Origin of the sequence: Sphingobacterium faecium (genome assembly GCF_003054045.1) — a bacterium.
Taxonomy (GTDB): domain Bacteria; phylum Bacteroidota; class Bacteroidia; order Sphingobacteriales; family Sphingobacteriaceae; genus Sphingobacterium; species Sphingobacterium faecium.
The window spans coordinates 427,412-441,357 of the sequence record NZ_QBKH01000005.1 but is presented as its reverse complement, the minus strand read 5'-3'; the positions used below and the strand labels follow the sequence as shown (position 1 = coordinate 441,357).

General features: G+C 35.5%; 11 protein-coding genes and 1 riboswitch. Of the genes, 7 read left to right on the top strand and 4 right to left on the bottom strand.

Annotated features, from left to right (window positions below; genetic code table 11):
- Positions 1–92 precede the first annotated feature (92 nt).
- The gene (gene radC / locus C8N37_RS16005; RefSeq protein ID WP_108159824.1) at positions 93–782 is read left to right on the top strand and encodes a RadC family protein; all 690 of its coding nucleotides are present in this window, start codon (positions 93–95) and stop codon (positions 780–782) included.
- A gap of 785 nt (positions 783–1,567) precedes the next feature.
- On the opposite strand, the gene C8N37_RS16000 is transcribed toward radC, so the two are convergent.
- The 4 genes from C8N37_RS16000 to C8N37_RS15985 form a co-directional block, all read right to left on the bottom strand.
- On the bottom strand, positions 1,568–2,749 hold the full coding sequence (locus tag C8N37_RS16000; protein ID WP_108159823.1) for a homoserine dehydrogenase: 1,182 nt from the start codon (positions 2,747–2,749) through the stop codon (positions 1,568–1,570).
- Positions 2,750–2,789: 40 nt separating this feature from the next.
- Positions 2,790–4,097 (bottom strand): O-acetylhomoserine aminocarboxypropyltransferase/cysteine synthase family protein, encoded by a 1,308-nt coding sequence (locus C8N37_RS15995; protein ID WP_094772908.1) that lies wholly within the window; start codon positions 4,095–4,097, stop codon positions 2,790–2,792.
- Between the two features lie 228 nt (positions 4,098–4,325).
- Positions 4,326–4,440: riboswitch (SAM riboswitch) on the bottom strand.
- A gap of 590 nt (positions 4,441–5,030) precedes the next feature.
- Positions 5,031–5,873 (bottom strand): prephenate dehydrogenase, encoded by an 843-nt coding sequence (locus tag C8N37_RS15990; RefSeq protein WP_244914446.1) that lies wholly within the window; start codon positions 5,871–5,873, stop codon positions 5,031–5,033.
- 12 nt (positions 5,874–5,885) lie between these two features.
- Complete coding sequence (locus C8N37_RS15985) at positions 5,886–7,055, bottom strand: pyridoxal phosphate-dependent aminotransferase (RefSeq protein ID WP_108159822.1); 1,170 nt, start codon at positions 7,053–7,055, stop codon at positions 5,886–5,888.
- 834 nt (positions 7,056–7,889) lie between these two features.
- Here C8N37_RS15985 and C8N37_RS15980 point away from each other — a divergent pair.
- From C8N37_RS15980 to ispE, 6 genes are all read left to right on the top strand, one after another.
- A complete protein-coding gene (locus C8N37_RS15980) occupies positions 7,890–9,716 on the top strand; it encodes an ABC transporter ATP-binding protein (protein WP_094772907.1) in 1,827 nt (608 codons plus the stop codon).
- Between the two features lie 98 nt (positions 9,717–9,814).
- Entirely contained in the window at positions 9,815–11,014 is a 1,200-nt protein-coding gene (mqnE, locus tag C8N37_RS15975) for an aminofutalosine synthase MqnE (protein ID WP_108159821.1), read from the top strand.
- An 8-nt stretch (positions 11,015–11,022) separates the two neighbouring features.
- Positions 11,023–11,649: a histidine phosphatase family protein gene (locus tag C8N37_RS15970; protein WP_108159820.1), complete on the top strand. Its 627-nt coding sequence runs from the start codon at positions 11,023–11,025 to the stop codon at positions 11,647–11,649.
- Complete coding sequence (locus C8N37_RS15965; protein WP_108159819.1) at positions 11,642–12,370, top strand: menaquinone biosynthetic enzyme MqnA/MqnD family protein; 729 nt, start codon at positions 11,642–11,644, stop codon at positions 12,368–12,370. Before C8N37_RS15970 ends, C8N37_RS15965 begins: the two co-directional genes overlap by 8 nt.
- 100 nt (positions 12,371–12,470) lie before the next feature.
- Positions 12,471–12,884: an NUDIX hydrolase gene (locus C8N37_RS15960; RefSeq protein ID WP_244914445.1), complete on the top strand. Its 414-nt coding sequence runs from the start codon at positions 12,471–12,473 to the stop codon at positions 12,882–12,884.
- A gap of 43 nt (positions 12,885–12,927) precedes the next feature.
- The gene (gene ispE, locus C8N37_RS15955; RefSeq protein ID WP_108159818.1) at positions 12,928–13,743 is read left to right on the top strand and encodes a 4-(cytidine 5'-diphospho)-2-C-methyl-D-erythritol kinase; all 816 of its coding nucleotides are present in this window, start codon (positions 12,928–12,930) and stop codon (positions 13,741–13,743) included.
- Positions 13,744–13,946 lie beyond the last annotated feature (203 nt).

Here is a 13,946-nt window from a genome sequence, read left to right as displayed (position 1 = left end):
GTTTAAATAATTGATACTAATAATTTTATGTTTTTATATTTTTGAGTAAATTAGGAAATTATATAGACCATTTATATACCTAATTTATTAATATGAGTAAACTAGTTATTCGAGATTGGGCGGAAGCAGATCGTCCAAGGGAAAAATTATTAGAACAAGGACGTCGTGTATTGTCAGATGCTGAACTACTCGCTATTTTAATTGGTTCGGGTTCTCGAGAGGAGACTGCAGTAGAGCTTTGCAAAAGAATTTTATCGCGATCGCAACATAATCTGGATAATCTTTCTAAAATGGATGTGATGGATTTATGTGAATTTAAAGGGATCGGAGAAGCGAAAGCAATTACAATAATCGCAGCTCTTGAATTAGGACGTAGACGCAAAGAAGCTGATCAAATTAAGAAACCATTGCTCAATAGCAGTAAACGGGTGTATGATTATTTTAAATATCAATTACAAGATCTTCCCCACGAAGAGTTTTGGGTACTATACCTCAATACAGCCTGCAAAGTATTGGATAAACAGTTGATCGGTAGAGGAGGGAATGATTTTACGCCAGTAGATATCCGTATTATCTTGCGTTATGCGCTCAATTGCACTGCTAATTCCATGATATTAATTCATAATCATCCTTCAGGAACTTGTCAAGCTAGTCAAGCAGATAAAATATTAACAAAAAAAATTATAGATGCCTCTACGCTAATGGACATTCGAGTCAATGACCATGTGATCTTCACAGACAATGGGTACTTCAGTTTTCGCGATGAAGGATTAATGGATTAAAATTATGTTATTGAGTCAAGAATAAGTCTGTAGTTGAATCTTGAACCAGAAAATAAGGGGAGTTATAGTCTGCCCTCACTTCCATTAATCGTTAAATTTTCTTTTTTGCCTTCTATATAGAATATAGATAATTGCCAGCAAGGCAACTACTGCAAGAATTATATAACTTGAATTAGAATGTTGTTGTGTATTGACTGCATTGGTATCTGCAAAAACCAAGTTGCCTACCATTATCAGTAGAATTGTTAACCACTTAGCCATAATTTATTATTTATTTAGTAACTCCACAATATAGTGATATTTAATATATCAAGCAAATTTTCTGCCAGTTATTTGTAATTGTTGATTGTGCTATATTATTTTATAAAATAAAGTGTTGAAAGCATATATTGACAATGTTTTTTTTAAAGCCCTTAAGATGCTGTATAATTTTGTATATTCTGTTAAAGAATATGTATTATTTATGGGCTTGATGCGCTGGAATCGAATCGTGTTTTATAATAAATCTTATTGTAGGGTGTGTTTCCTCTTAATTCATGAGGAATTTTTGATCAAAAGACCGATACTTGGTTTTAGTTGGGGCTAATTGGTATGAGTTTAATCCCTAAAAATTAAATATCAGGACTAAGACTGCATTTGGTATGTAAGTAAATGTCGGTAAACAGATATAGTTTGATTATTTTTTGATAAAAAAGAACGCTTTATCCTGATGTGATGAATAAAGCGTTCTTTTGTTGGATCTACAAACAGCATAATGCTTGAAATCCGATTGATCGTTGTGTTAATTAACCAATCTCAGCGATGAAATTACCTATTTGATTGATTTCATCTTTATGTGCTGTGATTTGCTTAAGATTGATCGTCCCGATGATATATTTAAAGTCAGGAGCATAGTATCTTTCGATGATTTCAGTAAAACCTAATTTTTCGATTAGGGTATCTTCCTCATATCTTAAATAGACTTTAATCTCATGATCATTGCTATAAGATAGTGCATCGATGTTTAAATGTTTCTTATATTCATATCTATAATCATAACGTAAAGCTGTGATATCAGATAAGACCGCAGATCCGGTAGGGTGACCGCCTGCGCCCTTGCCGTAGAAAAATTGCTCGTCGGCAAAAGCTGCTTTCACAAGTACACCATTATTTTCATTCTCTACATTAAACAAAATATTGTCTGCACTGATAAATTTAGGAATGACATAAAGGACTACCTTACTGTTATTGATTTCACGTGCAGTAGGGATTAGTTTTATTTTAAAGTTTTTTTCTTTGGCAAAACGTATATCTTGTGCACCTAATTTATCAATACCAATATTGAACACATCATCTGGATTGACATAGATACCATAGGCATGTGAAGCGACAATGGTCAATTTAAATTTTGGATCAAATCCACCAACATCTAAAGTGGGGTCGGTTTCTGCAAACCCGAGATCTTGTGCTTCCTTCAATGCATCAGCATAAGGTTGATTCTCGTTGAATACTTTTGACAGAATAAAGTTCGATGAACCATTGAAGATACCTGTTACAGCATGTAATAATTCATTGTCATAGTATTCTTCCAGATTACGAATAATGGGTATACTTCCACATACAGCTCCTTCATAAAGTAAGCTAGTGCCATATTCTTGTTGGATAGCCGCTAATTCCTCCAAATGCGTAGCAATCATTTTTTTGTTTGCTGAAACAACATTTTTTCCAGATTTAAGCGCACGAACTGTTAAAGCATATGCTGCTTCTGCATCATCGATTAATTCTACTACTGTATTGATATCTGGATCGCCTAATACAGCTTCTGCATCAGTTGTAAACAACTCTGGGGCAAGTGATCTTTTTTTGTCAGCATTCTTGATGACAAATTTTTTAATTTCTAAATTTAAGTTTTTAGTCTTGATAATGTCGTACAATCCTTGTCCTACAACTCCGAATCCAAACATTCCAATCGTTAATTTCTTACTCATAGTTGTTTTTTACGCTTTTATATAATGGTGCTATCTGAAATTATTTTATTTTATCGAAAGCTTGTTGTAAATCATCTTTAATATCATCGACATGCTCAATTCCTACCGATAACCGTAATAACCCAACAAATACTCCTGCTGCTTTTTGTGCCTCTGCACTGAGTTGCTGGTGTGTTGTAGCTGCTGGGTGGATGATCAATGATTTTGTATCACCAACATTTGCTAGATGGCTAATTAACTCTAGGCTATCTATAAAAGCATCGGCTTTAGTTACATCACCTTTTATCTGAAAAGAAAGAACCGCTCCATATCCATTTTTTAGGTATTTCTGTGCATTTGAATAACTTGGTGAGCTTTTCAAGCCCGGATAGTTCACTTGTTCAACTTGCGGATGCGCTTCTAACCATCTAGCGATTTCTAGGGTGTTGTCTACATGACGCTGAACACGTAACGAAAGCGTTTCTAGACCTTGTATAAGTTGGAATGAGTTAAAGGGTGATATAGCCGGTCCGAAATCACGAAGGCCTTCCACACGTGCACGGATTGCAAATTGGATGTTGCCAAATGGACCATCTGGGCCAAATACATCTGCGAAGACCAATCCATGATATCCTTCAGAAGGTTCAGAAAATTGTTTAAATTTACCATTGCCCCAGTTATATGTACCACCATCAACGATGACACCGCCAATACTTGTTCCATGTCCGCCAATCCATTTTGTCGCAGATTCGACAACAACAGAAGCACCATGCTCTAGCGGTTTGAATAGATAGCCCCCAGCTCCAAAAGTGTTATCTACGATTAAAGGTAAATCGTGTTTTTTAGCAACTGCAGCTATTTTATCAAAATCAGGAATATCATAACTTGGATTTCCAATTGTTTCTAAGTATAATGCTTTGGTGTTTTCATTGATCAATGACTCAAACTCCTCAGCTGTTGTCTCTTTCGTGAAGCGGACCTCAATTCCAATTCTTTTAAATGCAACTTTGAATTGATTGTATGTACCTCCATAAATATGGCTACTCGACACAAAATTATCACCAGCCTCTAAAATATTATTTAATGCGATGAACTGCGCAGCTTGACCAGAGGCAACCGCCACGGCAGCAACACCACCTTCTAATGCAGCAATGCGTTTTTCAAAAACATCTGTTGTCGGATTCATCAGACGGGTATAGATGTTTCCAAACTGTTTTAATGCAAATAAGTTAGCGCCATGTTCCGCATTTTCAAATACGTATGAGCTGGTTTGATATATAGGTACTGCACGTGCGCCAGTAGTTGGGTCTGCAACTTGTCCTGCATGAACTTGTAGAGTTTCGAATTTTAAATTTTTATTTGTAGACATGGTTTTTTATAATTAATTAGTTGAATATTTTCGTGAATATTATAGAGTGAGGATCTGCACATGTAGATGCACTTGCTATCCATTTAGTAAAAAATGGATAGATCTAACAATAAAACATAGACATGTGCTCAAACATTCGCATTGAAGTTGATGCAAGAGTTGTAAATGTTACGTTGGTAATTGAACTTACCCTGTTGTTTTTTTGTAATGTAAATATCATTGTCGTTTCATTTATATGCTCCATAACAATATTGCTATGGACAGGAATTGGCACCTTTTCAAACGTATTTTGAAGGTTGCCAGTGGGTCATTGAGCCAGTCTCTCGCCACTTCTTTATAAATCAAGACCTGATTGAAAGGTTTTGATTAGGTGTATTTCGATTCGATCTACGTTGCAAATATATGTCTTGGAATTTAGAAACCAAAATATTTTGAATTATTTATTTAATACATGAGTAAAAAATGTAGTTTCTTTTTCTTGAGAAAAAGGTGTAATTATTAAATATGAAGAGTGTTAAGTAATTTAGGTTAATTAATGAATTATGGAGTCAAAAGAAAACAAAGGATAAGGCAGATGTGCGTATTCTTAAAAGGTAAAAAAAACGCTTTGCACAAATCGGTTACAATGTGAAATCTATTCTTAAAGTAGCCGCCAATCCGCTATAATTCCCATTATTATCTATCTGTCCTATAAGTATAAGAGTGATATCGTATATGCTTTTCATCAAGAAGATCATTTAAACATTGATCCTAGTAGAAATAAAGGTTGAATCAAAAGAACAAGTTGATGATTCTCTTAGTTTAGAGAAATGGTTGATTTTATGTGATCGCACAATTGCCGATGATGATGGCTGCGAACAAAAAAATGCTAGAAGTATTGGCTTCTAGCATTTTTTAACTTAAGTGAAAGACCTTAAACTAATAACAGGAGCTTTATTTTATAATGCGCTTTATTTTATTAGATTTTTTAATCAACTTATGTAATTGTGTATAGTTTTCTTCTTGAATAGCATCTTTCAGAGCTTGCAACTGTTTAATATTTTCTTCCAATACTTCTAATACGTTTACTCTATTTTGTTTAAAAATAGGTGTCCACATATCGGGAGAGCTTTTAGCCAAACGTACTGTGGATTCAAATCCAGAACCCGCTAATTCAAATATCCTGCCCTGTGATTTTTCTTTTTCTAATACTGTTAAGGCTAGTGCAAAAGAAGTCAGGTGGGAGATATGTGAAACATAAGCGGTATGTGTATCATGTTCTTCCGCAGTCATAAATGACGTGCGCATTTCCAGTTGTTCAGTAATGGAATCTGTGAGTTCAAAAGCGTCTTCATCAGATTTAAAAGCCTCCACGTAGACCATCATTTTATCTTTGAACAAGTTTGGTAAAGCTGCTTCTGGGCCAGAATATTCAGTCCCTGCCATAGGGTGAGCCGCCACATACCGACCACGATTGGGATGTTCTGAGATCAATTGTAAAATATTAAGCTTAGTAGATCCCATGTCAATAATGACTTGGTCTGTTACTAGATCTAATAATTTTGGTGCCAACGAGATAATCGCATCTACAGGAGCCGTGAGAATAATGACCTTGCATTTTTCTAGTGCCTCTTCCAACGTTGCTTTCTGATCGATAAAGCCAATTTGCGATGCTTTTGTTAAGTTAGCATCACTTTTGTCAACACCAAAGACCTGATCACAAAAATGCTTTTCTTTTAGTTTCATGGCGACGGAGCCACCAATTAAACCGACGCCAATAATGGCTATATTTATCATGTTATTTTAATCTTAATTCGTTTCTTTAACTTCTTTGATTCGCTCAATAGCCTCTTGCAATACTTCAACTGAAGCACATAAACTAATTCTGATATAGGAGTTTCCAGCAGTTCCAAATATACCTCCTGGAGTAATGAAGACACGTGATCGATTTAATACCTCATCACTAACAGCGTAGCCCGATTCGTAACTGTCAGGGACTTTTGCCCACACAAACAAACCAACTTGATTTTTTTTGTAGGTACAGCCTAGCAGGTTCATGATTTCAAAAACTAATGCTCTTCTTTCATTGTAGATTCCATTTAATTCTTGATACCACGATTGATCTAATTGTAATGCTTTGGCCGCAGCAAGCTGTGCTGGCAAGAACATGCCGGAATCCATGTTGCTTTTAAATCGTAACACTTCATTGATACGTTCTTCTGCACCCACTAACATACCGATTCGCCATCCAGCCATGTTCGATGACTTACTCAATGAATTAAGTTCTAAGGCAACATCTTTTGCTCCTTCAATAGACATAATGCTCTTAGGGCTGTCTGTCAAGATAAAACTATAAGGGTTATCGTGGCAGATTAAAATATGGTTTGCCTTTGCAAAAGCAATCAATTCAAGATAAAATCCTTCATTCGCACTAGAACCGGTAGGCATATGTGGATAGTTGATCCACATCAGTTTTACTTTCGATAAATCGTTTTCAGAAAGCTTTTTAAGATCAGGTAACCAATCTGTTTCCTCAGATAAATCATAGGTAATGGCTGTGGCTCCACTTAGTCGCACTGCAGCAGCATAAGCAGGATATCCCGGGTTCGGTATTAAAACCTCATCACCTTCTTGTAAGTAAGTCATGCAAATATGAACAATACCTTCCTTAGAACCTATTAAAGGTAAAATTTCTGTATTAGGATCGAATGTTGCCTGATAATAGCGTTGATACCAATCTGCAATAGCTTGCCTCAATATAGGCGAGCCTTTATAGTTTTGATAGCCATGTACATTGGCTTTAGCCGCTTCTGTCGTCAAGGTCTGAATTACTTTAGGATGAGGTGGTAAGTCTGGGCTTCCGATACCTAAATTAATCACACGAGCACCTGCTTTATTGAGCTCATCAATCTCTCTTAATTTTTTTGAGAAATAATATTCTTCGGTTTGTTGCAACCTTTTGGCAACTTCTATTTGCATTATGTTCTGGTATTTTACAATTTACAAGGACTAAATTAGGTTTTTTCTATTAAAATAATAGTATAACCCATTGTACATTTTAAATATTGTTGCTTTTTAAATTATTGATATTTCTGTTGCTTATATTTTTGTTGATGTAATGAATGGTGTTATTGCCTTCATCTTGATCAAGATTGCGGTTTTGAATTCATCAAAACATGGAGCATGATTATCCATAGATGTGGAGTACGTTGATATCAAGTTTAAAGGGCTTTTTCTCCGTAATCTATCGTAATACGTCTCGATACTTATGTGCAGCAACTTCAATATATCTTATACCTGTAAGCAGGTTCCGAAAAAGGTAGTATCATGGTGAAAATACTACAAACACGGACTGAACACGGACTCACCACGGACTGAACACGGATTTAAGATGAAGATAATAAGCATATCATACCTATTTATGATGAAGCAAACTCGAATAATCTACGAATACAAGCTCTACTTGTTGAAAAGCTAATGACAATAAAAATTGGGTTTATCGTTGTTAAATCGTGTTTTTTGTGAATTTATTAAAAGATTATTAATCCCCTCAATAGATTGATTAGCATAAACTAAAGTTATGCTTGAGTGGTTAATAATCAATCAACGAGTCCGAGTCAATGATCATCAATAAGATGTTTCCTGAGTTATATTCATAAATCATAATGCAAAGCCGCTAAGTATAATGTCGTTTAAATTTGGTGTTTATTGGATGCAATTTTTAATATCATCGAAGTGCAAGATTTCATTCCTTGAAAGTATTCCTTATATATTGCGCGTAATTTTAGTATTTTTGCTACCTTAATATTATAAATGAAAACTTACTTTAGGTTATTATCTTTTGCCAAACCCATTGAGAAATATGCAATTCCGTATATTATCTGCACCCTAATTACGGTTGTATTCAGCACATTGAATTTGGCGTTATTAGCTCCTTTGTTGCAAACTCTTTTCAATACAGATCAAGTTTCTTCTCATGTAGTATTAGCAAAGCCAGATGGATATTTTGATATTCTCGGTTACTTCAATTATTATGCAAGTCTGGCTAACCAACAGTTCGGTGCTTATGGTGCATTGAAGTACGTCTGTATCGTGATCGTAATTTCCGTTTTTATAAGCAATTTGTTTCGGTATTTAGCCCAACGGATTATGGAAAACTTGCGTATTCATACTTTATTGAATTTACGGAAGACAGTATTTGATAATGTCATGGATCTTCATTTGGGCTATTTTAATGGGCAGCGAAAAGGAGATATTATTTCCAAAGTATCTTCTGATGTTCAGGTTGTACAATATTCTGTTACAGGTACATTGCAGGTTGCGTTTAAAGAGCCACTTCAACTCATTGCATATCTGGTTATGTTATTTGTTATTTCTGCAAAACTGACTTTATTCGCTATGCTCGTCATTCCAGTATCCGCTTTTTTTATATCTAAAATTGTTAAGACTTTAAAGGCACAAGCGATTGCTGGTCAAACCTCGTATGCAAATATGATTTCTTTCTTAGATGAGGCATTATCTGGTGTTCGTATCATTAAAGCCTTTAACGGAACAAATTTCGTTAAAAAAAGATTTAATGATGAGAATGATCGTTATGCGGGTATCATGCGTGCAATGGCAAGGCGCCAACAAATGGGTTCACCTGTATCTGAATTGTTAGGTGTGATTATGGTCGCTATCATTTTATTATATGGTGGTAATTTGGTTTTATCAGGGAGTGATGAGTTTGGAGCATCTGAGTTTATTGCCTATATCGCTATTTTCTCACAAGTAATGCGTCCTGCAAAAGCATTGACAGATGCATTTAGTAATATTCATAATGGTATTGCGGCTGGTGAGCGTGTACTGGAATTGATTGATACCAAAAGTGAAGTTACTGATAAGCCTAATGCTAAGAAAGTTACTGATTTTAAAAAAGCGATTGAGTTTCAGCATGTAGATTTCGCTTATGGTGAGAAAAACATTTTAAAACATATCAATCTAATTATTGAAAAGGGAAAAACAATAGCGCTGGTCGGTCCTTCTGGAGGGGGTAAATCTACTTTGGTGGATTTAATTCCGCGTTTTATGGATGTTACAGCAGGTCAAATTTTGTTTGATGGTATAGATTTAAGGGATCTAGATCAAGAATCTCTACGCACAATGATAGGTGTAGTAAATCAAGAGTCTATCTTATTTAATGACACCATCTTTAATAATATTACCTTTTCTAATACATCAGCGACCCAGCAAGAGGTTGAAAATGCTGCCAAAATAGCTAATGCTCATGAATTTATCTTGAAAACAGAATCCGGCTATCAAACGAATATTGGTGATCGTGGCGCCAAACTTTCTGGTGGCCAACGACAACGTATTTGCATCGCGAGAGCTGTGTTGAAAAACCCACCCATTATGTTATTGGACGAGGCAACTTCGGCATTAGATACGGAATCCGAAAAACTAGTTCAAGATTCTTTATATAAGCTTATGGATAATCGTACTACGGTAGTGATTGCACATCGATTAAGCACCATTCAGAATGCAGATAAAATTGTGGTGATAGATGGTGGTCAAATTGTCGAATTTGGAAGTCATACAGAATTGATTCAGAAAGAGGGTTTATATAGAAAATTGATCGATATGCAACAGTTCACAGATTAATGGTTATTTCACTGATATTGCTGTACCAAAAACAAGGCTAGATTCTACGAATTTAGCCTTGTTTTTGGTACATTTGTTATAGACTAGGAGACATGATAATGGATGCTAAAGAAAAATTAAATTTCTTACTTTCTAATCCGCTTTTGGATAGTGAGTTAAGAAATATAGCAAATAAAGTGTTGCAAGAAGAACGCATCACATTTGATGAGGGTGTATACCTTTATAAAAATGCCGAATTGGGTTATTTGGGTGTTTTAGCGAATTATATTCGGGAGAAAAGACATGGGGATATCACATTTTTCAATCGTAACTTTCATATTGAGCCTACGAATGTGTGTGTTTACGATTGTAAGTTCTGTTCATATTCCCGTATGATCAAGGAGCGTGCAGAAGGATGGGAAATGGAGGTAGATGGTATGATGGACATCGTAAAGAAATATGATGATGAAGCCGTTACAGAAGTTCATATTACTGGAGGTGTCGTGCCCAAACAAAATCTTGATTTCTATGCCGAATTTTTTAAAAGATGTAAGGCACATCGTCCAGAATTGCACATTAAAGGTTTAACGCCAGTAGAATATTACTATATATTCAAGAAAGCAAAACTGAGCCATTATGAAGGTATGAAATATTTGCAATCTTGTGGTCTGGATTCGATGCCTGGTGGTGGAGCAGAAATATTCCATCCAGAGATCAGAGAGCAGATTGCACATGATAAATGTACTGCAGAACAATGGCTAGATATTCACGAGCAAGCACATAAATTAGGGATGCATACCAACGCAACCATGCTATACGGTCATATTGAAGAGTTTTGGCATCGTGTGGATCACATGGAAAGATTGCGTCAACTGCAAGATAAGACTGGAGGTTTTCAAACTTTTATTCCATTGAAATTTCGAAATAAAGAAAATCAAATGTCACATATTCCCGAGGTTTCTGTTATTGAAGACTTGAGAAATTATGCGATAGCACGTATTTATTTGGATAATTTTGATCATATTAAAGCCTATTGGGCAATGATTTCACGGGATACAGCTCAAATGTCATTGGCATTTGGTGTTGATGATATTGACGGAACATTGGATGATACGACGAAGATCTACAGTATGGCAGGAGCTGAGGAGCAGAACCCAGGTATGTCAACGCAACAGTTGGTTGAGTTGATTCGCAAGGTAGGACGTCATCCAATAGAGCGTGATACCTTATATCAGGTTGTCACCGATTACAAGGATGTAGTTTTTGAAGACGATAGCAAGAAAAAAAATTATTATGCACTTCCTGTTGTAAATAATTAAGATATATTTTGAAAAAGACTTTTTATTTTATTCGGCATGGACAGACCGATCTGAATTTGAAAGGTATTGTTCAGGGGCGTGGCGTGAATTCTCCACTTAATGAAACGGGAATGGCACAAGCTCAGGCTTTTTATGATGCTTATAAAGATATCCCGTTTGATAAAATTTATACCTCAACCTTATTGAGAACACATCAGACAGTAGAATCTTTTATCAGAGATGGTATTTCTTGGCAAGAACTCGAGGGTTTAGATGAAATTAGTTGGGGAATCTACGAAGGTAAAGAGCAAGACGAATCTATCATGAGTGGATTCAATGAGCTGGTCTCAGCATGGAAAAATGGTGAATTGGATGTCAGTGTAGATGAGGGGGAATCTCCTAATGCATTGATGTTACGTCAAAGTGAGGCCATCGCACATATGGTTAAACAAGAGCATGAAGAAACCGTACTGGTCTGCATGCATGGTCGCGCATTACGTATTATTCTTTGCTTATTGACAGGAGTAGATGCCTCAAAAATGGATGAATTTCCTCATACAAACACTGCCTTATATAAATTAACGTATGATCATGATCAATTTGAAATTATTGACTATTATAATACGAAACATCTAGAGGTATTGACAAATGGATAAAGTGAGAGTATCGGCAGTTTCGTATACGAATACATTGCCGTTTTTAAATGGGATTAGACAATCCGCAGTTTTAGATCAGATCGAATTGAGCTTGGATAATCCGAGTGTATGTGCCCAAAAAGTGATTGATGACCAAGCTGATTTAGGTATAATTCCTGTAGCAGCTTTATTAAGTCTTCCGCATGCGCATATCATTACCGATTATTGTATTGGTACAGAGGGGGCTGTGGATTCGGTTTTTATTTTTGCTCACAAACCGATTGAGGAAATCCAGACATTATATTTGGATAAGCAATCACGTACTTCTAATGGGTTAGCACGAGTACTGCTTAAAAATCATTGGAAGCGCGACGTGAGGATCGTGACAGATATCGAAGGGGCTGACGCGTATGTACTGATCGGTGACCGTACTTTTGGTAAGAAGAAGACGGTACCTTTTGTTTACGATTTAGGACTTATGTGGAAAGAATTTACAGGTCTTCCATTTGCATTTGCAGTCTGGGTAAGTACAAAAACATTAACAGTAGATTTTATAAGGTTATTTAACGAGGCTCTAAAAGTAGGCGTCTCGGAGCCGGAAGCTGTAATTGCGGGCCTACCCAAATATGAAGATTTTGATTATCATCATTATTTAACTTCAAGCTTAAACTATCATCTTACTGAAGATAAGAGGAAAGCTATTGGTAAATATTTAGTTTTATTAAAAGAGTTAGATACTTAGCAGTAAAACAAAAATTGGTAAAAAGCGATTATGGAGATAATCGCTTTTTACTTTATATTCTTAATTATAGGAAAGTAGTTTGATTTCAATAAAAAAAGATATGAACAAGATTTATTTAGCAGGAGCTATGTTAGTGGATCCGAATAACAGGCTTTTGGTTGTTAGGAAAAAAAATTCTACATATTACATGATGCCAGGTGGCAAGATAGAAAAAGGTGAGCTTTCTTCTCAAGCACTTGTTCGAGAATTAAAAGAAGAGTTAGATCTAAATATCTCCTTATCTGAGCTGGAATACCTGGGGTTTCATGAGACCGAAGCTGTCAATGAAGTTGATACCATAGTGAGGGGAGAGATCTTTAAAATTGAATTAAAAGCAGCCCTAGATGTCTTTCCACAGGCCGAGATTGAGGAAGCTATTTGGTTAACATTGGATAATTATGAAAACTATCCATTAGCTCACCTTATCGAACAATTTACTATTCCAATTTGGAAAGCAGGTACTTTTGAATATTAAAATAGAATTTAAAGTTTAACCGATCTCATATTAAACATACATTATGCTATCATTTGCAAATGCTAAAATAAATCTGGGCCTACATATCGTAGGAAAACGACCAGATGGTTATCATGATTTGGAAACCATATTCTATCCTGTTAAATTATATGATGTGGTCGAAATCATTCCTTTGGAATCCGGTCCAACTGTTTTTTATTCAGAAGGCATTGTTATTCCTGGAGAAGGAATGAACCTTTGTGAGCGTGCTTATCAATTAATTAAACAAGATTTTGATATTCCATCAATCGCAATTCATTTAATAAAAAGAATTCCTATAGGTGCTGGAATGGGAGGAGGTTCCGCTGATGCTGCTTATGTTTTGAAAATGTTAAATGACAGTTTTGAGCTTGAGCTGTCTGTTAAACAATTGCAGACTTACGCGAAACAGTTAGGCGCAGACTGTCCATTTTTTATAGATAATAAGCCTGTATATGCTACAGGAATTGGAACCGATTTCTCTCCGCTTAAATTAAATTTAAGCGCCTATTATATCGTTGTTATTAATCCTAATATTCACATATCAACAGCAGAAGCCTATCGTGGAGTAGAAGCTAAGCAACCAGAGTTTGATTTAAGATCGATTATCAAACTCCCTATACAAGAATGGAAATACTATTTGAACAATGATTTTGAGTTGAGCATATTTGAACAGTTTCCAAAAATAAAGGAATTAAAAGATGCACTATATTCTTTTGGTGCTGTATATGCTTCCATGTCAGGTTCAGGTTCTTCCGTTTACGGGATTTTTGAAAATCCTGTAGCATTGGATGGCTTAAAGGTCTTTGGAGATATTTATTATCCAATAGATCTCTCCTGACCGTGTGTAATGCGTAGACAGAAAATGGTCTTTAATTATAAAATTGGTTATTATCCCAAGTTCATCTCTGTAGATTTCTTTTTATAATTGATCAATAAAGTATAGTAAAGTACGGATCTGTTTTTCATTATTAAGTATATTTTAGTACTGTTTTTTCGCTTGTTACCGCAGTAAATAAAGTGAAAAAACAGTACTAAATTAAA